The organism is Nocardia araoensis NBRC 100135 (assembly GCF_000308435.1).
Taxonomy (GTDB): Bacteria; Actinomycetota; Actinomycetes; order Mycobacteriales; family Mycobacteriaceae; genus Nocardia; species Nocardia araoensis.
In genome coordinates, this window is sequence record NZ_BAFR01000157.1 from 1 (window position 1) to 23,520 (window position 23,520).

The window sequence follows — 23,520 nt, forward strand, 5'->3', positions numbered from 1 at the left end:
CTGAACATCAGGCCCGCCGAGGGACCTCCGATGTCGGCGAGGTTGAACGCGACCTCCAGCGGCGGCCGGGCGCCCTCACCCGGCGTCACGCCGAGGTAGCCCTTGGCCGGGTCGTCGGGGCGGGCGCCGAGCACGATCGTCGCGGTCTGCTCGGCGTTGCCGCGCCGGAACACCACGGTCAGCGCGCTGCCGGGCGCCTGGGAGCCGACCGCCGCGACGACGTCCTCGGGCGCTGCCACGGGTGTGCCGTTGATGCTGATCAGTTCGTCGCCCGCGCGCAGCGCGTCATGGGCGGGCCCGTCGTCGGACACCTTGCGCAGCAGCACGACGGTCGGCAGGTTCAGGTAGTGCAGTGCGGCGACCTCGGCGTTGCCCTCGGAGTCCTTGAAGTCCTCCTGGTTGGACTTGTCGATCTCCTCCCGCGAGACGTTGGGCGGGTAGACCTCCGAGCGCGGCACCAGGCCGTGCTTGCCGCTGGCCCAGAAGCCGAACGCCTCGAAGATGCTCAGCCCGTCGCGCACCGACACCGTGGTCATGTTGAGATGGCCCGTGGTCGGATCGACCTGGGTGCCCTGCACATCGACGACGTCCTTGCCGTCCACCGTGCCGAGGGTGTTGAAGGTGGGGCCGGGCCCGAGTGCGACGAACGGCACAGTCAGCACGCTGCCGACGACGCCGAGCACGAGCACCGGGATCAGGGCGGCCACCAGGGTGAGGATCCGACGATTCACCTGGACCACAGTAGTGACAGCCCGCGGCGCGAGTGGCCGGAGGCGGTCATTTCGCCCGGGCGCGCCGCCGCCGATTTCGCGCCGCGCGAACACAGGGATGCTGTGCTACCCGCGTAACGTAAAGAGCATGAACGACCTCCCCTTCGGATTCTCGAACCGCGACGACGACGATCGCAAGCGCGGTGACGAGCCGAGCGGTCCCGGCCCGAACGACCCGTTCGGTTTCGGTATCGGTGGGTCCGGCGCGGGCGGATTCGACCCGGCGCAACTCGGGCAGATGCTGACCTCGCTCGGCCAGATGCTCAGCGGCATGGGGCAACCGGGGTCGGCGCAGGCCGGGCCGGTGAACTACGACGTCGCCAAGCGGCTGGCCCGCCAGCAGCTCGGCTCGACCGTCGCCCCGGTGAGCTCGGGCGCCGCGAGCGCGGTGGCCGACGCCGCGCACCTCGCCGAACTCTGGCTCGACAGCGCGACCACCCTGCCCGCGGGCGCCACCAAGACGGTCGCGTGGACCGCCAACGACTGGATCGAGCAGACCCTGCCCACCTGGCAGCGGCTGTGCGACCCGGTCGCCGAGCAGATCTCGGGCATGTGGACCGCGGCGCTGCCCGAGGAGGCCAGGCAGTTCGCCGCGCCGATGGTCGGCATGCTGGGCCAGATGGGCGGCTTGGCCTTCGGGTCGCAGCTCGGCCAGGCGCTCGGCCAGCTCGCCAAAGAGGTGTTGACCTCCACCGACATCGGCCTTCCGCTCGGTCCCACCGGCACCGCGGCGCTGCTGCCCGCGGCCATCTCGGAGTTCAGTGCCGGCCTGGAGCAGCCGGAAAGCGAGATCCTGGTGTTCCTCGCCGCGCGGGAGGCCGCCCACCAGCGGCTGTTCGCGCACGTGCCGTGGCTGCGCCAGCAGGTGCTCGGCGCGGTCGAGGACTACGCGCGGGGCATCCGGATGGACTTCTCCGCGATGGAGCAGGCCGCGCAGAACATCGACCCGATGTCGCTGACCGATCCGTCGAAGCTCGAGGAGATCTTGGCGCAGGGCACATTCGAGCCGCAGACCACGCCCGAGCAGAAGCAGGCGCTGGAACGGCTGGAAACGCTGCTGGCGCTCATCGAAGGCTGGGTGCAGGTGGTCGTCGCCGACGCCGTGGGCGACCGCTTGCCCGGCGCGGGCGCGCTGGCGGAGACGCTGCGCAGGCGGCGCGCCACCGGCGGTCCCGCGGAGCAGACCTTCGCGACGCTGGTCGGCCTGGAGTTGCGTCCGCGCAAGCTGCGCGAGGCGGCGGCGCTGTGGCGCAGGCTCACCAGCGACGCGGGCATGACCGCCCGCGACCGCGTATGGGCGCACCCCGACCTGCTGCCGGATTCCGACGATCTGGACTCCCCCGCCGGCTTCATCGACTCGGTCATCGGCGGCGGCGCCACGGTGTTCGACGATCCGCTCGCGCAATTGGCCGAAACCGAGGCGCGCGAGCGAGCCGCGCGCGAGCAAAAGGACGATGACACCGGTCCCGACCTGGGCAAAGAGGGCGGCGCATCCTCCTGACGCAGGCTGTGGATGACACGAAATCCTGTGGATAACTGAGGGTTTGAACACCGGTCGCACCACGCGCGGTTCGCATACTGATGACATGACAACGATGTGTCGCGGTCCGCGATTGCGCCCGAGGGTGACCGTTCTGGTCCGCCCGGCCGGTGTCGTCCAGCTCGGGTGCGATCCGGAAACCGCGGTCGTACTCGATCCGGAAGGCATGGACGCCGAGACCGTCGTCGCTTTCCTGCGCCTGCTCGACGGTCTGCGCACCAAACCGCAGATCATCTGGCGCGCAGGGGAATGCGGTATCGATGCCGAACGCGCCGTGGCATTGCTCACGCTGGTCGACGAGGCCGGATTGCTGGACCACCCGGAGGACCGGGCCGGTCATGTGCGAGCAGTGCGAGTGCACGGACTCGGGCCGCTGTCGGACGCGGTGTCGGCCGGCTTGCGGGCGCTCGGTATGCGGCCGAGCCGTTCCCGGGAGTACCCGTCAGGTACGGCGACGGTGCGGTCCTGGGGAGCCGACCTCGTGGTGCTCGCCGACACGCTGATGCCGGATCCCCGGCTGGTGAGCGACTTGGTGCTGCACCGGATCCCCCATCTGCAACTGCGCATCCGAGACAGCAAGGGCGTCGTCGGCCCCTTGGTGCTGCCCGGCCTCACCAGCTGCCTGCGCTGCGCCGACCTGATCCGCGCGCAGAACGACACCGACTGGCCACACCTGGCGGCCCAACTACTCGGCCGCATCGGCCACGCCTCGCCCGCCGGAATCGCCGCCACCACGGCAATCGCCCTCGCCGAACTCGAGACGATCATCGACGGCTCACCCCGGCGAACCCCCGCCACCTTGAACGCGACGCTGGAACTGGACCTGGATTCACACACCCTCGATCGGCGCGAATGGAACCGCCATCCCGAGTGCGGGTGTGCGCACGTTTCCGCTGGACACGGCCATGAAAGCCGAGCGTGATCAAGATTGCCGTGGCCGATGGGCCGATCCTTCGCCATGATGGGTACGTGTCTGAGATCGTGCGCCGTCGCTCGTCCCGCAACGCCAAGTTGGCCAAGATTCCGCTCGGCATAGCCGGGCGGGCGGCCGTGGGGTTCGGCAAGAAGCTCGCCGGAGGCGACAAGTCCGAGATCAACGCGCAGCTCAATCAGAAGGCCGCCGAGCAGCTGTTCACGGTGCTCGGCGAGCTCAAGGGCGGGGCGATGAAGTTCGGGCAGGCACTCAGCGTGATGGAGGCCGCGGTCCCCGAGGAGTTCGGCGAGCACTATCGCGAGGCGCTCACCAAGCTGCAGGCCGCCGCGCCGCCGATGCCGGCCGCGACCGTCCACCGCGTGCTGGACCAGCAGCTCGGCACCCAGTGGCGTACCCGCTTCCGTGAGTTCGACGACACCCCGGCCGCGTCGGCCAGCATCGGGCAGGTGCACCGGGCGGTCTGGTCGGACGGGCGCACCGTCGCGGTGAAGGTGCAGTACCCCGGCGCCGACGAGGCGCTGCGCGCGGACCTCAAGACCCTGAACCGCATGTCCGGTCTGGTCGCTTCGGTGATCCCCGGCGCGGACGTGAAGCCGATTCTCGCCGAGATCACCGAACGCACCGAAGAAGAGCTGGACTACCGCAACGAAGCGGCCAACCAGCGCGCTTTCGCCAAGGGCTTCGACGGGCACGGCGAGATCGTGGTGCCGAAGGTGGTGGCGAGCGCGCCGAAGGTGATCGTCACCGAATGGCTGGACGGCGTCCCCGTCTCCACGATCATCAAGCAGGGCGCCGAGGATCCGGAGGGCACCCGCGCGCTGCGCAATCGCGTCGCGGCGCTGATGGGACGGTTCCACTTCTCCTCCCCGGAGGTCGTCGGGCTTCTGCACGCCGACCCGCACCCGGGCAATTTCATGATGCTGCCCGACGGCAAGCTGGCGGTCATCGATTTCGGCGCCTGCGCCCCGATGCCCGAGGGGTTTCCCCCGGTGCTCGGCCGAATGCTGGCCTTGGCGGTCGAGGAGCGCTTCGCCGAACTCACCGAGCTGCTGTACGACCACGGCTGGGTAATCCCCGGCCGAGTGGTCACCCACCAGGAGATCGCCGACTACCTGCGGCCGTTCACCGACCCCATCCAGGCCGACTCGTTCCACTTCACCCGCAGGTGGATGCAGCGGGTGGCGGGCAAAGCTTCCGAGATCTCCAGCCCCGAAATGAAAACCGCACGCGCACTGCAACTTCCGGCGCAATACGTGATGATCTTCCGGGTACTCGGCGGCTCCGTGGGCATTCTGGCGCAACTCGACGCCGAACTGCCGTTCATGCAATTGGTCCGCACCTGGATGCCCGGCTTCACCGAGGAACGCACGGCCTCCTGAGCTGAACTCCCCTCAGCTCGGTCGAAGCCATAGGCCGCGGCACCACGCAGACCAGCCGCCCACCACGTGAAACGGTGGGCGGCTGGCCTGCTTTCTCGTTCGTTGGCTCGGCCCGTGCCGGGACCGACCGAATCGAGCACATCGACCGGAGGGAGGGAAGTCACTCCCCGGCTCATGCCGGGACCGCGACCTTGCGCGGACGACCACGGGGACGCTTGCGGGCGATCACGACACCCTGGTCGAAGATCTCACCGCCCCAAACACCCCACGGCTCACGACGATCCATGGCTGCGCTCAGGCAGCCCTTGCGGATCGGGCAGGTCGCGCACAGCGCCTTGGCCTGCTCCAACTGGACCGGGCTCTCGGCGAACCAGAGGTCCGGATCTCCAGCACGGCAGGGCAGGACCTTGGTGATCTCCTGGGTCCGAGTAGGCGACGCCACGGTTCGGCATGTCACGTCAGTAGCGGCCTGCGGCCAACCCTGTGCGGTGAACACGTCGTTCTCCTTCAGCTCGTTGCAGCGGTTCGTTTGTTGTGGCGAAACCGGTGCCGGTCGGCTGAAGGGCCGGAGAATACTGGCCACGGTTTCGCTGTCGGGCGATCCGTGGCCAGGAGGTCGGGGAGGAGTTCCCTACCTAGGTCGACATCTGTGTCGAGACCTGATCACGGTCGCTGGGTGTGCGGTGCGGAGGCGTGCTGCCCGCAGATCCGCCGGCTCGAAGCCGGCTTCATCCGCGAAGACACCGACTGCTGCCTCGACAGCCGTCGGGTGCCAGCCCGCGCTGGGCTTGCCCTGAATCTGGGTACGGATCGACGCATGCATGGCAGCGCATTTCACTTGCGTGCCGGATGTGCCGAACGCACCGATTCCGGACAGACCGATCCCCTGCAAGGCGAGGATCCCCCGGGAGGCCGCCATGGGCGCATAGACCGCAACGCCACTGGCGCCGAAGTTCATGATGTTGTCCATTGCTCTGCCTCCCTCCTGTACTCGTTGTGTGTCGGTAACTGTGCGCGCCGAGATGCCCTCCCGGTGCGTGAAATCCACCATAGGCAAGATCGCCGAGCGGGACAACCTATTTTCTACCTGCGGTTTTGTGATGTGGATCGAAGCCGGGACGCGACGATGGCGAGAACCTCGGCGCCGAACTGGTCGATCTTCTTGGCGCCGATGCCCGCGATCGCGGCCAGCGCGGCGTCGTCGGCGGGCAGTTGTTCGGCGATCGCGGTGAGCGTGGTGTCGGTGAACACGACGAATTCCCGCACCCGCAACGCCTCCGCCTTCTCCGCCCGCCAATCCCGCAGTGCGGCAAGCAATTCCGGGTCCAGCTCGGCCGGGCAGCGACGACAGCGGCCCAGCATGGTCGCGTAGGTCCCGATCAGCGGTTTCGCGCAGACCCGGCAGGTCGGGCGGACGCCGTTCGGGGCCGACGGCGGCGCCGCGATCCGCGACGCGGGCGAATCGTCGGGTACCAGGCCGTTGAGGAAGCGTGAACGCCGCCTGCTGCGCCTGCCGCCCTCGTTCCTGGCCAGCGCCCAGGACAGTCGCAGATGTTCGCGCGCCCTGGTGACCCCGACGTAGAGCAGCCGCCGCTCCTCCTCGAGCGCCGCCTCGTCGGCGACCGAGCCGTCGTCGGCGAGGACGTGCGCGATCGGCATGGTGCCGTCGGACAGTCCGACGAGGAACACCGCGTCCCACTCCAAGCCCTTGGCGGCGTGCAAGGAGGCCAACGTGACGCCCTGCACCGTGGGTGGGTGCCTGGCCTCGGCGCGATTCGCGAGTTCACGCAGCAGCCCGGTGAGGTCGAGCCGGTCGTCGTGGCCGACCAGTTCCTCGGTCAGCCGCACCAGGGCGACCAGCGAGGTCCAGCGTTCGCGCGCCTGGGCGCCCGCGGGTTCGGTGGCGGTCAGGCCGAGCGGGGCGAGCACCGCGCGGACCAGCGAGACCAGGGAGTTGCCGCTGCGCGCCTGGTCGGGCAGGTCGTCGCGGGAGGCGGCCTGCCGCAGCGCCTGCACGGCCTGCCTGACCTCCACGCGCGCGAAGAAGCCCTCGCCACCGCGCACCTGGTAGGGGATGCCGCGCTCGGTGAGCGCCTGCTCATAGCTCTCCGAGTGGGCGTTGATCCGATAGAGCACGGCGATCTCGGCGGCCGGCGTGCCCGCCGCGATGAGCTTGCCGATCGCCTCGGCCACCGCCGCCGCCTCCGCGGGCGCGTCGTCGTATTCGGCGAACACCGGCTCGGGTCCGTCGGCACGCTGGCCGATCAGTTGCAGCCTGGTGCCCGCGATGCGGCCGCGCGCCGCTCCGATCACCCGATTGGCCAGCGACACCACCTGCGGGGTCGAGCGATAGTCGCGCTCCAGCCGCACCACGGTGGCATCGGGGAAGCGGCGGGAGAAGTCCAGCAGGAAGCTCGGCGTGGCTCCGGTGAACGAATAGATGGTCTGGTTGGCATCGCCGACGACGGTGAGGTCGTCGCGGTCGCCGAGCCACGCGTCGAGCACGCGTTGTTGCAGCGGCGTGACGTCCTGGTACTCGTCCACGACGAAACTGCGGTAGCGGCCGCGGAATTCGTCGGCCACCGCGGGATAGTCCTCCAGCGCGGCCGCCGTATGCAGCAGCAGGTCGTCGAAATCCAGCAGCAGCCCGTCCGGCGTCGCCTTGAGCTTCTCGTAACCCGCGTAGACATCCGCGACCCGCAGTGCCTCATAGGGTGTCTCGCGCCGCTGCTTCGCGACCGCCGCCGTGTAATCCTCCGGTGCGATGAGCGAGGCTTTCGCCCACTCGATCTCGCTCAGCAGGTCACGCACGCTGTCGGTGGCCGTGGACAGCCCGGCCCGGTGCGCCGCCTGCGCGACGATCGGGAACTTGGCATCGATCAGCCGCCACGGCACGTCACCGACGATCTGCGGCCAGAAGTACTTCAGCTGCCGCAACGCCGCCGCATGGAACGTGCGCGCCTGCACCTGGGCCGCTTCGCCGCCCAGGCCGAGCGCACGCAGCCGGGTACGCAGCTCACCCGCGGCGCGAGCGGTGAACGTGACCGCGAGCACCTGATCCGCTTTGACGTGCCCCTGCGCGATCTGATGCGCGATGCGATAGGTGATGGTCCTGGTCTTGCCGGTGCCCGCGCCCGCGAGCACGCACACCGGGCCGCGCGGCGCCCGCACGGCGGCGGCCTGCTCGGGATCGAGGTCTGCGAGGTCGAGAGCGGGCACGCAGTCCATCATGACAGCGCCCACCGACAAGCGGCCGGTCGCGGTCGGGGACCCGCCCGCCAGTAGGTCGGCGGGAAGGCAGCGGTGGCCCTGCTGCGCAACCGACCGCCGTGCCACGCCCGCATCGCCGCCTCGGGGCGGCCGGGTACGTAGCGTTCAGCGGTCGCGCAGCAGCCGCAAAGAGCGAGCGAAGTCGCCGTCCCGGGCGCCGAGCGGCGCGAAGAACTCCGCGTCGCACCCCTCGACCGCGACGATCGCCCGGTTCACCAGCGCCATGCCCGCCTCGGTGGCGACCAGGGCCTTCGCCCGGCGATCGCTCGGGTGATCGCGGCGTTCGATCAGGCCCTTCTGCGCCAGCGTGCGCAACACCTGGGAGGTCATCATCGGATCGGTGGCGGCGTATTCGGCCAGGTCACGCTGCCGCACCGGATCCGCGCGGCCCGCGGCGAGGTAGGTGAGGGAAGCCAGCAGCACGAATTGCACGTGGGTCAGGTCGAAGGGGGCGAGCGCGGCGCGCTGCGCCGCCTGCCAGCGATTGGTCACCTGCCACAGCAACAGGCCCGGACTCTCCTCGGCCGTGCGAAATCTGGAACGCAGCTTTCCGTCCCCCGCCTCGTGCATCGGCCTCCCTCACTCGTCGGTCATCTCCCGCGCGATCAGCGCGTAGTCGTGCGGGCTGAGTTCTATCAGGCCGCGACGCAGAACCATCCCCCAGTTCGGCACGCCGGTGAGGTCCAGTTCGTCGCGCAGCGCATCGATCGGGGTCTCCCGCGCTTCGGCTCGGTAGCTGACCGAACGACGCCACGGCCGGAAGCAGCCGTCCTCCTGCGGGTCGGCCTGCCAGGCCGGACGGTCGTCGATGGTGCCGATCGCGGTGAACGAACGCACCGGCGCACCGGCACGCATGCCCTCGCGCGGCGAGTAATACACCAACCCGTCGCCCGGCCGCATGCGTTCGACCGCCGCGCGCTTGCCGTGGTTTGCCTGGGCGATGCCCAGCTCGACACCGCGCCGGACATGTTCCCGGGAGACGACGGCCAGCCAGTACTTCGCGCTCGAACCGGTGGCGCTCATGCCGGGACCCCCTCGGCGACGGCCACCAGGGCGTCCAGGTCGGGCTGCACGGATTTCGCCAGGTCCCCGCCCAGAATCCGGGTCCACAACAAGCGCAGCGGTCCGTCGATCGAGACCGTCACGGTGACCGTGGTGCGGTCTTCCGCGACGGCGACCTCGTGGGCGAAGGTGAGCCGCGCGCCGAACAGCTTCGAGACATCGACGAACTCACGGTCGGTCAGGCGCGCGACGACGAACCGGATCTTCGGGCCGCCTTTCGGCCGCAACGTTCCGGTGACGCCCTCGGCGAACGGTCCGTCCAAGCGCACCCACTCGGTGTCGGTGTTCCACTCCGGCCAGGTGGCCACCTCGGCCCAGCGGGCGAAGAAGGCGGTCGGCGGTGCGCTGGAGGTGGCGTGCGCGGTGGCGATGATCGTCATGGATTTAGTATGCGCGCATACTAAATCTCACGCAAGTGGCGTCGAAATGGTTCGAGTTGGAACAGTGAGCCGTCCTCCGGCGTTGCAGTGTCCGTGACTGACGCGAACCCCACCCTGACGATGTACTCCACCACCTGGTGCGGCTACTGCCGCAGGCTGAAGAAGCAGCTGGAGGAGGCGGGCATCAGCTATGTCGAGATCGACATCGAGCAAGACCCGGCGTCGGCGGAGTTCGTCGGCAGCGTGAACGGGGGCAACCACGTCGTGCCCACCGTGAAGTTCGCCGACGGTTCCACCGCGACGAACCCGTCGCTGGCGGCGGTCAAGCAGGTCCTCGCCGGTCTGTCCTGATCAGCCGCCGCGCGCGGGTCGCACCGGCCCGCGCGCTAGTCGATCGCGGCCCAGGATTCGATGATGGTGCGCGCGATGGAGATCGAACCGGGCAGCAGCAGCCGGGTCTCCCCGTCCCGGTTCGACCAGTCGCCCACGGCCAACGCTTCGCGCACCTGCGCGCGAGTGAACCAGTCGGCCTCGGCGATCTCGCCGTCGGAGAAGGTCAGCGGCTGCGCGGGATCGGCCAGCGCGGCGAACCCGAGCATCAGCGAGCGCGGGAACGGCCACGGCTGGCTACCCAGGTAGCTGATCTCACGCACGTCGAGGCCCACCTCCTCGCGCACCTCGCGCTCCACGCAGCGCTCCAGCGACTCGCCCGCCTCGACGAACCCGGCCAGCAGCGAGAACAGCGACTTCGGCCAGCTGCTCTGGCGGGCGAGCAGCACCCGCTCACCGCCGTCGTGGATCAGGCAGATCACCGCCGGATCGATGCGCGGGAATTCCTCGTAACCGCTCTCGGTGACGCGCGACCAGCCTGCCTTCGCCGACGTGGTGACGGCGCCGTCCGCGCCGTGGAACCCGGCCTTGTCGTGCCAGTTCAGCAGGGCGATCGCGGTGGAGAGCAACCCGGCGGTGCGGTCGTCGACGGCGCCGCCGGCCAAGGCGCGCAGGTCGGTCAGCGCGCCCTCCAGCTCCGGATCGCGCACCGCCCACAGATGGACGCCATCCTCGACACCGAGGAACACCGCGGCCGGGCTGGGTTCGGCGGACAATTCCACGGCCGCGTCCAGGACCAGGGCGCCCTCCTCGATGCGCACTTGCCCGCGGCGGTTGACCCGCAGAAGTTTGGCCTCGGCCCAGCCCTCCTTCAGGGCTCGGGCATCACCTCGGATCTGCTCGGCCCGGTCGACGACAGAACGGGACAGCAATGGAACACTATTGAGCTGGAATGCCGACACGGTTCGAGACTATCGCGCCCGAGCTACCCGCCCGGTTCGCGCCGTGATCACTTACTCGCTCGTCGGATGTACAGCAGTTTGTCGCCCGCCTCGACCGCGTCGACTTCCGGCTCGCCCACCCGATAGAGCACCCCGTTGCGCACCACGCCGAGGACGATATCGCTGAGATGCCGTGGCGATCCGCCGATCTCGGACGGCTCCACTTCGCGTTCGGCGACGGCGAAGCCCTCCTCCGGGGTGAGCAGGTCCTCCATCATCTCCACGACCGTGGGCGTGGTGGTCGCGATGCCGAGCAACCGGCCCGCCGTCTCCGAGGACACCACCACCGAGTTGGCGCCGGACTGCCGCACCAGGTGGGTGTTCTCCGCCTCCCGGATCGACACCACGATCTTGGCGGCCTTGTTCAGCTCCCGGGCGGTCAGGGTGACCAGCACGGCCGTGTCGTCGCGATTGGTGGCGACGACCACCGAGTCGGCATGCTGCACACCGGCCAGCCGCAGCACGTCGGATTGGGAGGCCGAGCCGTGCACCGTGACCAGCCCGGCGTTCGCGGCGGCCTCCAAGGCGACCACGTCGGTGTCGACCACCACGATGTCGGCGGGCTGCACCCCGTCGCCGAGCATGGCGTCGATCGCGGTCCGCCCCTTCGTGCCGTATCCGACGACCACGGTGTGATTGCGCACGGTGTGCCTCCATCGCTGAATCTTGAAAGCCTGCCGGGAACGTTCGGTCAGCACGCCCAGCGTGGTTCCGACCAGGACGATCAGGAACAGGATGCGCAGTGGGGTGATGATGATGATGTTCGCCAGCCGCGCCTCGGGCGTCACCGGATGGATGTCGCCGTATCCGGTGGTCGACAGCGACACGGTCGCGTAGTAGAACGCGTCCAGGAACGACAGTTCGTTACCCGAGTTGTCGTGGTAGCCGCTGCGACCGAGGTACACCACCAGCGCGGCCAGGAACAGCAGCGCCGTCGCGAACAGCACCCGTCTGGTCAGCGAAATCCACGGGCTGGTCTGCACTTCCGGGATGCGCAGTACACCGACCAGGGCGAAATCGGGGCGGCTGGCCAAGCCGAGGCCGCGCGCTCGGTCACCGAACACCTGGCACACCCGTCGTTTCGCCGCTCGTGTCGGTCATACCCGGTAATCCTTGTCCCTCCGGCACACCGGGGAGCCTACTGTGTTTATTTGGCCGCGACTGCGTCGCGGCGTGTTCGCGGCCCTCTTGTGGCTCGCGTTTGCGCGACCGCCGCTTGCTCCTTCGTCGCGTACGCGGCGGCCGCGCAAACGCGAGCCGGGCCGCGAACGGAACAGGCTCGGTCTCGCTTCGCTCGAAAGACGTGGTTGCGGTGCGCCGGGCGCGTCGGTCTCGAAGCTCGCTACCCGGTGTACGCGGTTCGTCGTGGCTGCCGGTTGCTCGGACTCGGTGCGGGCGAGAAACCGGGGGGAGGTTCGCGGCGGACGGTCCTCGGGTCCGCGTCGACGTGACCCGGGGTCGACGTGCGGCGGTATGGATGTAAGGCTGCCTCATGGCAGAAAACACGCTGACGCCCGTGTCCGATGGTGGGCGGCGGCCCGCGTTGGCCCTGGCCGCCCTGCTGTTCGGTGCGGGGGTGTTGCATTTCGTCCGGCCGAAACCCTTCGATTCGACCGTGCCGCGCTTCCTGCCGGGACGCGCCCGCGACTACACCTACGCCTCCGGCGTGGCCGAGATCGGCGTCGCCACCGCCTTGGCGGTACCGCGCACGCGCGGCTTCGGCGGACGGCTCGCGGCGCTGCTGTTCATCGCGGTGTTCCCGGCCAACGTGCAGTTCGCCGCGGACATGCTGGCCAGCGAGAAGGCGCCCCGGCTGATGAAGGTCGGCTCGGTCGTGCGGCTTCCGTTGCAGATCCCGCTGATCACTCAGGCGCTGGCGGTGAGCCGGCGGGCGCGGCGTTCCTGATCAGTTCGGCCAGTTCCTCCGGACCGGCCAGGTTCGCGGGCGCGATGGTGCGACCGGTGCGCACGTAGTGGAACGCGGCGCCGATCCGAGGCAGCATCTCCTGCTCGGGCCGTCCCTCGCGGGCGGCCATCAACCGCGCCCACGCCAGGCGATAGACGGCCAGCTGCATGGCGACCGCCGGTTCCTCGGCGGCGCTCGGCTCGGCTCCGGTCTTCCAGTCGACCACGATCCAGCCGCCGCCGGGTTCGGCGAACACCGCGTCCATCCGGCCGCGGATCACCGTGCCCGCGATCGAGGTCTCGAACGGGATCTCGACCTCGATCGGGCTGCGATCGGCCCAGCGCGAGTTCAGGAACGCCTCCTGCATCGCGGTCAGCTCGGCGTCCAGGCTCGCATCGGCGCCGCCGTCGGCCGCGCCGGGCAGTTCGTCCAGACCGAGCAGGCGGGTGGAGCCGAACCACCGCTGCACCCAGGCGTGGAACGCGGTACCCCGGCGGGCGAGCGGATTCGGCGGGTAGGGCAACGGACGACGCAGGCGGGCGGCGAGCTTCGCCGGGTCGGCCCGCAGCTCGACCAGGGCGGTCGCCGCGATCTGTCCGGGTAGTTCCACCTCTTCGTCGGTGGCCGCGGCCGCGTGGTGTTCGGCGAGCAAGGCGTCGACGTCGGCGGCCCAGCCTTCCGGATCGCCGGGGTCCGGCGCGGAGCCGGTGTCCTGCGGCCGGTACATGTCGTCCGGCGGGGGCGGAGCGAAGCCGGTCGCGGCGTATGCCGGTTCGTCGGCGGACAGATACTCCTCCACCGGGTCCGGCGCCGAACCGAAATACGGCTCGATATCCGCGTAGGGATCGGCGTATTCGATGGAAGTGAAGTCTCCCCCGGAATCGTCGGGCGGGTAGTCGTCGTCGAGTGGATAGTGAGCCGTGTCGTCCGCGAACCACGGCTCGTCGGCGGGTGGGTAGTGGCCCGACTCTTCCGCAAACCCCGAACCATCACCACGCGGACGGTCACCCGGTGCAGCCACCAACCCCGACCGATCACCACGCGGTTCGTAGGCCGACTCATCCCGAAATTCGGGCTCGTCGGCGGGTGGCGCGGGCGGTGTCTCGGCACCGGCGCTGCGGCTCGGGGCGGCGGCGCCGGGCGGCTGCGAACCACGGTGCCCGCCATCGGCGGGACGGGCGCGCAGGTTCGCCAAGGCGGCGCGGACCAACGCGGCGCCCTGTTCGATGGTGCCGCGGCGGTCGCCGAGCGGGTCGCGCGGCCACTCGGCGGTCGCGGGATCGTCGGTGAACGGGTTGACGGCGTCGGCGGCGGGCGGGTCGTCCCAGCGGTCGATCGCCAAGACGTCGTACGCCGGGCTGTCCGGGTCCTGGTGCGCGTGCTTCAGTTCCAGCAGGAAGTCCGAGGGGCCTTTCGGGGTGCTGCCGGTCTCCGCCCAGTAGTGGGCCGAAACCAGCAGCACCCGTTCGGTTCTGGTGAGCGCGACGTAGAACAGGCGGCGTTCCTCGTCGATCCGGCGGCGCTCCAGCGCCTCCCTGTGCGCCTTGATCGCACGGTCGAGGTCCGCGCGGTCGTACAGGTCGGTGAGTTCGAGCACCGGCACGCCCTCGGCCGCGTCTTCCTGCTGACGGTCACCCCGCAGCGACGTGGGCAACTCGGCGAGCGCGCCCAGCCATGTGCCGGAACCGACTTTGGACGGGAAAACGCCCTCCACCACGTGTGGAACCGCGACGATCTCCCATTCCAGGCCCTTCGCCGCGTGCACGGTCAGCACCTGCACCCGGTCCTTGGCGACCTCGACCTCGCCCGGCTCCAGCCCGTTCTCGACCTCCTCGGCGGCGGTGAGGAACGCCAGCAGTCCACCCAGCGAGGCTCCGGTTTCCGCGGCGTACCCGGCCACCACCTCGGCGAACGCGTCCAGATGCTCGCGTCCGGCCCCCGTGCCCGCCATGGCTCGCCGGGTCTGGGTCTCCACACCGACACCGATGGTGCGCTCGACGTCGGCGACCAATTCCGCCAACGGCTGACCGCTGCGTTCGCGCAACGCGGCCAGTTCCCGTCCCAGCGCCTCGATGCGGGCGAAACCGGCGGACGAATACTGCTCGGGCGGACCGGGATCGGCGATCGCGTCGGCCAGCCCCGCCTGTTCGGCCGGCTCCGGGGCCACTTCGCGCAATGCGTCGTCCAGCGCGGCGCCGTCGGCGATCTCGGCCGGGCCCTCCGACCCGGGGCGCCGGATGGACAGGTCCTTGGCGCGGCGGGCGAGCGCCGCGATGTCGGCGACCCCGATGCGCCAGCGCGCGCCGGTCAGCACGCGCATGGCGGCGCTGCCCGAGCCCGGTTCGGCGATCAGCCGCAGGGTGGCGACGACGTCGGCGACCTCCGGCGTGGCGAGCAAGCCGCCGAGCCCGACGATCTCCACCGGAAGGCCCTGTGCGCGAAGGGCTTCCGCCAGTGGAGCGGCATCGGCATTGCGGCGCACCAGAACGGCGGACGTGGGCGGTTGCTGTCCTTCCGCGCGTCGAGCGGCCCACTCCGCGGCGATGCGCTCGGCCATCCACGAACGTTCATCGGCGACGGTGGCGGTCAGCGCCAGCGCCACCACCCCCGGGCCCGCGTCGGGCTTGGCGCGCAGAGCGTCGACCGTCACTCCGCCGCTTTCGGATGCCCTGCGCCGCAATGGTTCCGCGACCAGATTCGCCAGTGCCAGCGCTTCCGGCGGATTGCGCCAGCTGGTCAGCAACGACAACGTCGGGGCGGGCACGCCCGGGGCACTGGGGAAGTCGGTGGCGAACCGGGGCAGGTTCGCCGCCGAAGCGCCACGCCAACCGTAGATGGACTGCATCGGGTCGCCGACGGCGGTTACGGCGAGGCGTTGCGTTTCGTGGGCGCGCTGGTCTTCCCGTCTCGCCGCAACGTGTGGGTCGTGCGCACCGGAGAATCGCGAGTGTTCCTCTTCAACAGTGTCTTTCGTATCGACACTCGCTGACCGCGCGCCCTGCGCGGAGTCCCCAGGGGGCGCATCGGCAGTCGATGTCGGCCCTCCGCTCGGAGGCCGATCCGAATCCGCCTTCGCGAAGCGCGGTTCGCGGCCACCTGGAGCGGCCCGATCGAGGGCACCGGCCGCCGACGACCCGGGCCGATCGGCGACCGAATCCAGCGCATCTCCGGCTGAGACGCCCGTGGGTGACGAATCATCGTCCTCGCCGCGCGGATCGCCCTCCGTTCGCGGAGGGGTGTCGTGCCGCTGCGGTGGAAAACCGTGCTGCGATGTCGCGTCTCCCGGGGCGCCGCCGAACAACGCGGAGAGCAGCACCCGCTGGGCGTGGCCGGTGTCCTGGTATTCGTCGAGCAGGATCAAACGGAAACGGGCGCGTTCGGCCGCGGCGACCTCGGGGTGCTCGGCGGCCAGTCGCGCGGCGAGGGACATCTGCGCGCCGAAGTCCAGTGCGCCGCGTCGGCGCAATGCCTCGGCGAGTTGCTGCACCAGCGGCAGCAGCGCTACCCGTTCCCGCTGCACCTGCACGATGTTCAACAGCGACTGGCTCGGCCCGCCCCGCTGTCGCGGTCCCGCGGGCAGCGTGTGCACCAGCTTCGCCAGTTCGGTGTGCGCCTCGGCCAGTTCCTCCGGCTCGACCAGATGCTCGGCCAGCTGGCCGGACAGCGCGAGCACCGCCTCGGTGACCGACACCGGGGTGCGGTCGGTCTCCAGGTCGCCGTCCCAGGTGCGCACCACCTGATGGGCGAGCTGCCAGAGTTGGGTCACGGTCAGCAGGGTCGCCGAGGGCTCCACCGGGAGCAGCAGGCCGTGTTCGGTGAGCAACCTGCCCGCGTACGAGTGGTAGGTGCTGATCTCCGGCTCCGCGCCGGTCAGCTGGGCGCGCAGGCGGCCGCTCGGATCGAGTTCGCGCAGCAGCGGCGCCCCGGCGAGCCGGGCCAACCTGGTCCGGATCCGGGCGGTCAGCTGCTGGGCGGCTTTGCGCGTGAAGGTCAGCCCGAGCACTTCGTCCGGCAGCACGAGGCCGTTCGCGACCATCCACACCACCCGGGCGGCCATCGTCTCGGTCTTGCCCGCGCCCGCGCCCGCGACCACGAGGGTGGGGCCAGGCGGCGCCGCGATCACGGCGGCCTGCTCGTCGGTGGGCGGCGGCAGACCGAGCGCCTGCGCCAGCTGATGCGGTGTCACCCGGCCGGTCACGGCGGCGCCCCGGCGCCCGGCCGGGGCGGGACCGAGAGCGCGCTCACTCGTCGGTCACCTGCCTCCCGCTGTCCTGCACGGGGCAGCTGCCCGCCACCGCGCAGTGGCGGCATCCGTCGTTGCGCATGGCGAGGTAGCTGGGGCCCTGCGTGGCCGAGGCGGCCCGGTGGATCGTGTCGCGCCAGTGCTCGAGCGCCTCGGCGTCCAGCGGGGGCTGCATGCGCTGGGTGGCGCCCTCCGCTTTGCTCGGCTTGGCGACATACACCAACCGTGCCCCGCCGGGCTCGCCCGCCGAGCCGGGCGCGGATTCCGCCTCGCCGGAACCGGATTCGGCCGGTGCGTCGAGCGCGCCTGCGGCGGCCGCCACCTGGTAGGTCGCCAGCTGCGCGTGATCGACGGCGGCCTGCTTGGTGACCGGCGACTTGCCGGTCTTCACGTCGACGATCACGAAACGGCCCTGCGCGTCTCGCTCCAGCCGGTCGACGCGGCCCCGGATCCGCACGGCGCGCTCGTCCTCCGTGCGCGCGGGCAGTACGCAGTCCACCGGCACCTCGACCCCGGCCTGGGTGAGCTCGCCACGCGTGTTGCGCACCCACGCCGAGAAGGTCTCCAGCATCGCCTCGGTGCGGCGCAACTCCTGCCGGGAATGCCAACCGGTACCGGGATCCACCGCCCGCCAGGCGCGATCCAACGCGGCGCGCACCTGCTCCTCGGGCACTTTGCCCGCCAGCGCCTGCACGAGCGTGTGCACCAGATTGCCCTTGACGGCGTGCGTGTTGTCGCCATCGGTGCCGCCGTTGCGTTCCAGCGCCCAGCGCAGCGGGCAGGTGCGCAGCAATTCGACGGTGGAGGGCGACAGCGCCACCGCGCCGTCGTCCTCGGTCCACAGCGGTCGCCGTGAGCTGAGGTCCGCGGTGCCGTACCAGTCGTCGGGGTGAGCGCCCCGCACGCCCGCGTCCGCCAGCCGCGCGAGCTGGTGCGCGGCGCGACGCCTGCGTTCCGGGTCGGCGTCGGGATCGCAGACCACCCCGCGCAATTCGGCGACCAGCGAATGCATCACCAGGGCGCGGCCGGGGTCGACCACCGGGAGCGCACCTGGCTCGCCGTCGTCGTCGTGCCCGAGCAACTCGGCGAGAAAGCGCGACGGCACCAGATCGCGTTCCCCCGCGACCGATTCCACGGCGGTGACCAGCAGCGACCGCCGGGCCCGGCTGCACGCGACGAGCAGCAACCTGCGCTCCTCGGCGAGAATCGGCGCGGCACGGCTGACCCGCTCCCCCGCGTCGGACACCCCGGCGGTGAGATCGACCAGGTCCTCGGTGTGCAGCAGGGTGCCGCGGGCGCGCGGATTCGGCCAGATCCCTTCCTGGACGGCGGCGACGGCGACCACATCCCATTCCCGCCCCGCGGCGGCGTGCGCGCTCAGCAGCGCCACCGCTTCGCCCGGCAGCGTGCGCGGCGCCGCGTCCTGCGGAATCTCCTGCTGCGTCAGGTATTCGACGAATCCTTCGATGCTCGCGCGCGGCAGCCGGTCGACATAGGCGGCGGCCGCGTCGAACAACGCGACCGCGGCGTCCAGATCGCGATCGGCCTGCATGCCTGTCGCGCCGCCGCGCTCGGACTGCGCCACCCAGCGCCGCTCCAGCCGAGAACCGGTCCACAGCGCCCACAGCACGTCCTCCAGACCCGCCCCGCGCCCGCGCACCTTGCGCGCCCGGCGCAGCGCGTCCAGCACCCGGCGCAGCGGCGCGACCTCGACCTCGGTGAGCCGGTTCAGGATCGCCGGGTCGCCGGTCCCGATCAGCAGGTCACGCAGGATCAGTGCGGAGGGGCGGTCGATGTCCGCGTCACGATCGGGCGGCGAATCGTCGTCCGGGTCAGGTGTCTTCGCACCGGCGCGCACCGATTCCACTACCGCGCGGCGGATGCCGCGGCGCAACCGGCGCAAGGCGATCTGGTCGGCGCCGCCGAGCGGTCCGGACAGCAGGTCGAGGGCGTCCTCCGGCTCGAACGCGGGTTCCGCGCCCCGCTGCGCCTCCTCACCCGCCAGAACCGCGCGCAGTGACAGCAGCATCCAGGCCGCGCCGCGCCTGCGCGCCAGCGGTGTGTCCAGCGCTGGCTGCCGCACCGGCACGCCCGCGGCAAGGAGGGCACGACGCAGCGGCGCCAGCGACAGCGGCACCGAACGGACGATCACCGCCATCCGCGACCACGGCACCCCACCGGTGAGATGCGCTCGGCGCAAATGGTCGGCGATGAGCGCGGCCTCCTTCGCGGGCGTGGCCAGCACGCGCACCCGTACCTCGGTGCCGTCCTCCCGCGGCCCTGTGCTCTCCGGCACGGGGATGCGCTGCGGCGCACTGCCCGGCAGACGTGCGGCGATCCGCGCGACCGCCAGCTCCACCTGGCCGCCGAACCGATGGTTGTCGCGCAGCACGACGCGCCGCTCGGGTGGCACGTCCAGTTCGGCGACGAACCGCGCGTCCGCGCCGCGGAAGGTGAAGACGGCTTGATCGGGGTCGCCCGCGATCACCGTGGTGCGCGCGCTGTGCCCGATCGCCTTCACCAGGATCGCCGCCTGCGGGTCCAGGTGCTGTGCGTCGTCGACCAGCAGGTATCGAATCCTGGCGCGTTCGGCGGCAAGCAGATTCGGATCGGCGGCGAGCGCGTCCAGCGCCGCGCCGACCAGTTCGGCGGCGTCCAGCGCGGGCGCGGTCGCCTCCGGCGCGTCGACGCCCACCGACCAGCGCAGCAGCATCGTCTGCTCGTAGCGGAGGGCGAACCTGCCCGCCGCCACCCACTCGGGCTTGGCGTGCTCGCGGCCGAGCCGCACCAGGTCCTCCGGCCCGATGCCGCGTTCGGTGGCCCGGAGCATGAGATCGCGCAATTGCTCGGCGAACCCGCCGAGCGCGAGGGCGGGGCGCAGTCGCTCCGGCCACAGTCCGTGCGCGCCCTCGGCCATGTCCACCAGATCGCCGCGCAGCATCTCGCGCACGACCGCGTCCTGTTCGGCTCCGGTCAGCAGACGCGGCGGCGGGTTGCCGTGCGCCATCGCGTGCCTGCGCAGCACGGAGAAAGCGTACGAATGCAGCGTGCGCACCAAGGGTTCTCGTGTGGCGCCGGGCACACCGCCCTCCGCGCCGGGACCCGGGCCGCTCAGCCGCGTGGTGATGGCGTCTCGCGCAGCGCCTGCCGCCTGCTTCGAATGGGCCAATACCAGCACCGATTCCGGATCGGCTCCGGCCGCGATGCGCCCGGCGGCGATGTCGACCAGCAGGGCGGTCTTGCCCGTGCCCGGCCCGCCGAGCACCTGCCAGGGCCGCCACCCGGGACGCGCGGGATCGCCCTCGGCCGCGGCGTCCAGCAGCGCGCGAACGTCGGCGCCCCAGTCTCGCGGCCGGGGCGCCACCACATTCCGGCGAACCAGTCGCACCGCGCCATCCGATCGCACCACGCGGGCTATTGCAACAGACACGACCGACACGCCGGTACACGCCTCCGCCCGACCGGCGCTGCGGCCGATCGCGGCGCAGGTCAGAATGGACCGGTGTCTGTTCTGAATGTCCATCGGTTCGGTCCGACGACGGGACCGGTGGTGCTCGCCCTGCACGGTGTGACCGGTCACGGCAAACGCTGGGAAGACCTGGCGACCCGGCATCTGCCCGACGTCCGGGTGCTCGCACCGGATCTGCGCGGGCACGGTCGCTCGACCTCGCTGCCGCCGTGGAACTTCGAAACCATCGTCGAGGACCTGGTCGAATTGGTCACCACCGAGGCCGACGGCCCGGTCGTGGTGGTCGCGCACTCCTTCGGCGGGGCGTGCGCGCTGCACCTGGCGCATCGGCATCCCGACCTGGTGCGCAAGCTGGTGCTGCTGGATCCGGCGATCGCGCTCGAGCCGGAATGGCTCAACGAGATCGCGCTGTCCACCCTGGTCTCGGCCGATTACGACAGCGTCGAGCACGCGCGCCAGGACAAACTCGACACCGGCTGGGGCGACGTCGAGCCGCGGTTGCTCGAAGCCGAACTCGACGAACACCTGATGCCCACCGCGGACGGGCGCTTCGGGTGGCGGATGAGCCTGCCCGCGATCAACTCCTACTGGGGCCAGCTGGCCCGCCACTGGGTGCTGCCGCCCGCCGACCTGCCGACCGTGCTGGTGCAGGCGATGAAGGTGCACCCGCCGTTCGTCACGCCGGAGTTCCGCGCGGCGCTCACCGAACACATGGGCGCCAGCCTGACCGTGCTCGAATGGAACTGCGATCACATGGTCGCCCAGGCCTACCCGGCCCAGACCGGCGAGCTCGTGCGCTCGGTGCTCTGAACCGATGCCGACCACCGACGCCCAGATCGAGCAGGTGCGCGCCCTGGTGGCGGCGGTGCCGCCCGGCCGGGTGGTCACCTACGGCGACATCGCCGCGGCCGCCGGTCTGTCCACGCCGCGCACGGTGGGCTGGATCATGCGCACCGACTCGGCCGACCTGCCCTGGCACCGCGTGCTCGGCGCGAGCGGTAGGCCGGCCGCCCACTTGGCCCATCGCCAGCTGCGCCTGCTGGCCGAGGAGGGCGTGCCGATCCGGGACGGACGCGTCGACCTGCGCGCCGCGCGTTTCCCGTTGCCCGATGCCACGGGCGACTGAGAGCCGCTTTCCGAAATTCCTCCGTGCCGCAATGGCGGGCCAGTACCGTTGATCCATGCCCACCCGCCTGGCATGTGTCGCCTTCGACGCCGACCGGCCGCGTTCGGTCGCGGATTTCTGGGCCGAACTGCTCGGCTGGAGCGTCACCCTCGACCGCCCCGACGAAGTGAACGTGGCCGCCCCCGACGCCGACGGCGGCGAACTGGCCCTCACCTTCCTGCCCGCGATGCGGGCCAAGGTCGGCAAGAACCGCCTGCACCTCGATCTGGCCACCCGCTCGCTGGACCACCAGCGCACCCAGGTGGACCGGGCGCTGGCCTTGGGCGCGCGCTCGATCAACATCGGGCAGGGCGCGGTGCCGTGGGCGGTGCTCGCCGACCCGGAAGGCAACGAGTTCTGCGTGCTCGAGCCCAGGGAGGAGTACGTGGACACCGGAGCCGTCGCGGCGATCGTGGTCGACACGCGCGATCCGCAGCGCCTCGCCGAATTCTGGTCGGCCGCCACCGGCTGGCCGTCCCTGCGGCGCGGCGAACGGCTGGCCGGGTTGCGCGCACCGACCGGACTGGGTTCCTGGCTGGAGTTCGTCCGCACGCCCGGCGCGGGATCCGCCCGGACCAGACTGCGCCTGGATCTCACCTCGTTCCCGGCCGACGACCGGGCCGCCGAGGTGGCCCGGCTGCACGCGGCGGGGGCGACCTCCATCGATCGCGGCGCCCCGGATCCCGACCGGAACGCCGATCTGGTGCTCGTCGACCCGGAGCTCAACGAGTTCCGGCTGCTGCCACCGGCGCGCTTCTGGTCGAACGCCTGATCGACGCCGTCCGCTCCCGGGCTTCCCCGCGGTGACGAATTAGCATGGCCGCCATGGTGTACCTAGCTCCGGATCGTGGCGTGTGACGGCCGCCGACGCGATCGTGCTCGCGGGCGGTCGGGCCAGCCGGATGGGCGGCGTGGACAAGCCCGCCATCGTCATCGGCGGCCGTTCCATGCTCGAGGTGGCGCTCGCCGCCGTCGACTCGTGCGCGCAGACGGTGGTGGTCGGACCGCACCGTCCCGAACTGTCACCGGAGATCCTCCAGGTTCGCGAGGTGCCGCCCGGATCGGGTCCGGTGGCGGCGATCGACACGGGGCTGCGCGCCCTCGCCTCCGCCGCCCCTCTGGTCGTGGTGCTGGCCGCCGACCTGCCGTTCCTGTCGCCGTGGGCGATCACCGAACTCATCCGGCACGCCACCGAATCCGGCGCGGACGCGGTGTTCGCGGCCGACGAGTCGGGTCGCCCGCAATACCTGATCGGGGTGTGGCGGCGTTCCGCGCTGGCGGCCGCGCTCGACGGTCTCGACACGCTGATCAATCAGCCGATGAAGGCGCTGGTGCCCGCCGCCGCCGCGATCATCCCGCTCTCCGGCGTCGGCGACTGCGACACCGAAGAGGAGGTGCGGCAGGCCAGGGCGGCGGTCGACGCGCCACGGCAGCAACCGCCGCTCGAACTCGGGGAGGCGCGAAATCTGCTGCGCGCCGGACTGTCCCGGCTCACCGCGTACGAAGCCGACCTGCGTTCGGTGCTGGGGGCCGCGCTCGCGGCGCCGCTGACGGCCGCCGGGCCGCTGCCCCGCTTCGACGTCTCGGCGATGGACGGCTACGCGGTGGCCGGTGACGGCCCGTGGCGCCTGCGGCGCGACGTCGGCTTCGCGGGCGGACGTCGGCCGGTGGGGCTGCTGCCGGGCGAGGCGGTGCGCATCGCCACGGGCGCGCACGTCCCCGACGGCACCACCGGAGTACTGCGCGACGAGTTCGCGCACGTCGCCGACGAGACGCTGTACCGCCTGCCGGACACCCCCCTGCGCGACGACATCCGCCGCCGCGGCGAGGACCGGGCGACCGGTGATCCGGTCGCGCCGGAGGGCGCGCCGGTCACCGCCGCGCTGGTCTCCGCGGCCGCGAGCGTCGAGGTCACCGCGGCGCCGGTGCGCGGCCCGGTCCGCGCGCGCGTCGTCATGACCGGTGACGAGATCCGCAGCGCGGGGCCGCTCCAGGCGGGCCAGACCCGCGATTCGATCGGCCCGATCCTGCCGGAACTGTTGTCCCGTTCCGGCATCCGCACCACCGATCG

20 protein-coding genes are annotated in these 23,520 nt (G+C 71.2%); 9 read left to right on the forward strand and 11 right to left on the reverse strand.

The window, feature by feature from the left end; translation table 11 throughout:
• Nucleotides 1-731: YlbL family protein (locus tag ON21_RS21445; RefSeq protein WP_039800224.1), on the reverse strand; the 731-nt coding region annotated here is incomplete at its 3' end.
• Between the two features lie 127 nt (nt 732-858).
• Here ON21_RS21445 and ON21_RS21450 point away from each other — a divergent pair.
• From ON21_RS21450 to ON21_RS21460, 3 genes are all read left to right on the forward strand, one after another.
• A complete protein-coding gene (locus ON21_RS21450; RefSeq protein ID WP_039800208.1) occupies nt 859-2,271 on the forward strand; it encodes a zinc-dependent metalloprotease in 1,413 nt (470 codons plus the stop codon).
• 85 nt (nt 2,272-2,356) lie between these two features.
• Nucleotides 2,357-3,232: a hypothetical protein gene (locus ON21_RS21455; RefSeq protein WP_039800210.1), complete on the forward strand. Its 876-nt coding sequence runs from the start codon at nt 2,357-2,359 to the stop codon at nt 3,230-3,232.
• Nucleotides 3,233-3,279: 47 nt separating this feature from the next.
• The gene (locus ON21_RS21460; RefSeq protein WP_039800225.1) at nt 3,280-4,623 is read left to right on the forward strand and encodes an ABC1 kinase family protein; all 1,344 of its coding nucleotides are present in this window, start codon (nt 3,280-3,282) and stop codon (nt 4,621-4,623) included.
• 172 nt (nt 4,624-4,795) lie between these two features.
• Here the strand turns inward: ON21_RS21460 and ON21_RS21465 are convergent, their stop codons facing one another.
• The 6 genes from ON21_RS21465 to ON21_RS21490 all read right to left on the reverse strand — a co-directional run bounded on the left by ON21_RS21465 (nt 4,796) and on the right by ON21_RS21490 (nt 9,335).
• Entirely contained in the window at nt 4,796-5,119 is a 324-nt protein-coding gene (locus tag ON21_RS21465; RefSeq protein ID WP_083880787.1) for a WhiB family transcriptional regulator, read from the reverse strand.
• Between the two features lie 135 nt (nt 5,120-5,254).
• Entirely contained in the window at nt 5,255-5,593 is a 339-nt protein-coding gene (locus tag ON21_RS21470; protein WP_157170907.1) for a hypothetical protein, read from the reverse strand.
• 113 nt (nt 5,594-5,706) lie between these two features.
• A complete protein-coding gene (locus tag ON21_RS21475; protein WP_051021177.1) occupies nt 5,707-7,854 on the reverse strand; it encodes an ATP-dependent DNA helicase UvrD2 in 2,148 nt (715 codons plus the stop codon).
• A gap of 144 nt (nt 7,855-7,998) precedes the next feature.
• The gene (locus ON21_RS21480; RefSeq protein WP_051021178.1) at nt 7,999-8,463 is read right to left on the reverse strand and encodes a MarR family winged helix-turn-helix transcriptional regulator; all 465 of its coding nucleotides are present in this window, start codon (nt 8,461-8,463) and stop codon (nt 7,999-8,001) included.
• A 9-nt stretch (nt 8,464-8,472) separates the two neighbouring features.
• A complete protein-coding gene (locus tag ON21_RS21485; protein WP_039800213.1) occupies nt 8,473-8,916 on the reverse strand; it encodes an EVE domain-containing protein in 444 nt (147 codons plus the stop codon).
• The gene (locus ON21_RS21490; RefSeq protein WP_039800214.1) at nt 8,913-9,335 is read right to left on the reverse strand and encodes an SRPBCC family protein; all 423 of its coding nucleotides are present in this window, start codon (nt 9,333-9,335) and stop codon (nt 8,913-8,915) included. The genes ON21_RS21485 and ON21_RS21490 overlap by 4 nt, the downstream gene beginning before the upstream one ends.
• Nucleotides 9,336-9,455: 120 nt before the next feature.
• Between ON21_RS21490 and ON21_RS21495 the strand changes: the two genes are divergently transcribed.
• On the forward strand, nt 9,456-9,686 hold the full coding sequence (locus ON21_RS21495; RefSeq protein ID WP_086006463.1) for a mycoredoxin: 231 nt from the start codon (nt 9,456-9,458) through the stop codon (nt 9,684-9,686).
• 35 nt (nt 9,687-9,721) lie between these two features.
• Here ON21_RS21495 and nudC read toward each other — a convergent pair whose 3' ends face one another.
• Together nudC and ON21_RS21505 are read right to left on the reverse strand one after the other, a co-directional pair.
• Nucleotides 9,722-10,627 (reverse strand): NAD(+) diphosphatase, encoded by a 906-nt coding sequence (nudC, locus tag ON21_RS21500; protein WP_039800216.1) that lies wholly within the window; start codon nt 10,625-10,627, stop codon nt 9,722-9,724.
• Nucleotides 10,628-10,674: 47 nt separating this feature from the next.
• Complete coding sequence (locus tag ON21_RS21505) at nt 10,675-11,730, reverse strand: potassium channel family protein (RefSeq protein ID WP_039800228.1); 1,056 nt, start codon at nt 11,728-11,730, stop codon at nt 10,675-10,677.
• 428 nt (nt 11,731-12,158) lie between these two features.
• Between ON21_RS21505 and ON21_RS21510 the strand changes: the two genes are divergently transcribed.
• The gene (locus ON21_RS21510; protein WP_039800217.1) at nt 12,159-12,572 is read left to right on the forward strand and encodes a DoxX family protein; all 414 of its coding nucleotides are present in this window, start codon (nt 12,159-12,161) and stop codon (nt 12,570-12,572) included.
• On the opposite strand, the gene ON21_RS21515 is transcribed toward ON21_RS21510, so the two are convergent.
• Complete coding sequence (locus ON21_RS21515; RefSeq protein WP_039800218.1) at nt 12,529-16,770, reverse strand: ATP-dependent helicase; 4,242 nt, start codon at nt 16,768-16,770, stop codon at nt 12,529-12,531. The two genes, ON21_RS21510 and ON21_RS21515, sit on opposite strands and share 44 nt — an antisense overlap.
• A 43-nt stretch (nt 16,771-16,813) precedes the next feature.
• Complete coding sequence (locus ON21_RS21520) at nt 16,814-20,245, reverse strand: ATP-dependent helicase (protein ID WP_051021180.1); 3,432 nt, start codon at nt 20,243-20,245, stop codon at nt 16,814-16,816.
• A 72-nt stretch (nt 20,246-20,317) separates the two neighbouring features.
• Between ON21_RS21520 and ON21_RS21525 the strand changes: the two genes are divergently transcribed.
• The 4 genes from ON21_RS21525 to ON21_RS21540 form a co-directional block, all read left to right on the forward strand.
• Nucleotides 20,318-21,094, forward strand: coding sequence for an alpha/beta fold hydrolase (locus tag ON21_RS21525; RefSeq protein WP_039800219.1), 777 nt, complete (start codon nt 20,318-20,320; stop codon nt 21,092-21,094).
• Nucleotides 21,095-21,098: 4 nt separating this feature from the next.
• The gene (locus tag ON21_RS21530) at nt 21,099-21,410 is read left to right on the forward strand and encodes an MGMT family protein (RefSeq protein WP_039800220.1); all 312 of its coding nucleotides are present in this window, start codon (nt 21,099-21,101) and stop codon (nt 21,408-21,410) included.
• Between the two features lie 55 nt (nt 21,411-21,465).
• A complete protein-coding gene (locus ON21_RS21535) occupies nt 21,466-22,221 on the forward strand; it encodes a VOC family protein (RefSeq protein WP_039800221.1) in 756 nt (251 codons plus the stop codon).
• 82 nt (nt 22,222-22,303) lie between these two features.
• On the forward strand, nt 22,304-23,520 hold a 1,217-nt coding region (locus tag ON21_RS21540), incomplete at its 3' end, for an NTP transferase domain-containing protein (RefSeq protein ID WP_039800222.1).

Coding starts and splice junctions, on each gene's coding strand:
- ON21_RS21450 (WP_039800208.1), top strand. CDS start 859: ATGAACGACCTCCCCTTCGGATTCTCGAACCGCGACGACGACGATCGC.
- ON21_RS21455 (WP_039800210.1), top strand. CDS start 2,357: ATGACAACGATGTGTCGCGGTCCGCGATTGCGCCCGAGGGTGACCGTT.
- ON21_RS21470 (WP_157170907.1), bottom strand. CDS start 5,593: ATGGACAACATCATGAACTTCGGCGCCAGTGGCGTTGCGGTCTATGCG.
- ON21_RS21475 (WP_051021177.1), bottom strand. CDS start 7,854: ATGATGGACTGCGTGCCCGCTCTCGACCTCGCAGACCTCGATCCCGAG.
- ON21_RS21480 (WP_051021178.1), bottom strand. CDS start 8,463: ATGCACGAGGCGGGGGACGGAAAGCTGCGTTCCAGATTTCGCACGGCC.
- ON21_RS21485 (WP_039800213.1), bottom strand. CDS start 8,916: ATGAGCGCCACCGGTTCGAGCGCGAAGTACTGGCTGGCCGTCGTCTCC.
- ON21_RS21490 (WP_039800214.1), bottom strand. CDS start 9,335: ATGACGATCATCGCCACCGCGCACGCCACCTCCAGCGCACCGCCGACC.
- ON21_RS21495 (WP_086006463.1), top strand. CDS start 9,456: ATGTACTCCACCACCTGGTGCGGCTACTGCCGCAGGCTGAAGAAGCAG.
- ON21_RS21510 (WP_039800217.1), top strand. CDS start 12,159: ATGGCAGAAAACACGCTGACGCCCGTGTCCGATGGTGGGCGGCGGCCC.
- ON21_RS21530 (WP_039800220.1), top strand. CDS start 21,099: ATGCCGACCACCGACGCCCAGATCGAGCAGGTGCGCGCCCTGGTGGCG.
- ON21_RS21535 (WP_039800221.1), top strand. CDS start 21,466: ATGCCCACCCGCCTGGCATGTGTCGCCTTCGACGCCGACCGGCCGCGT.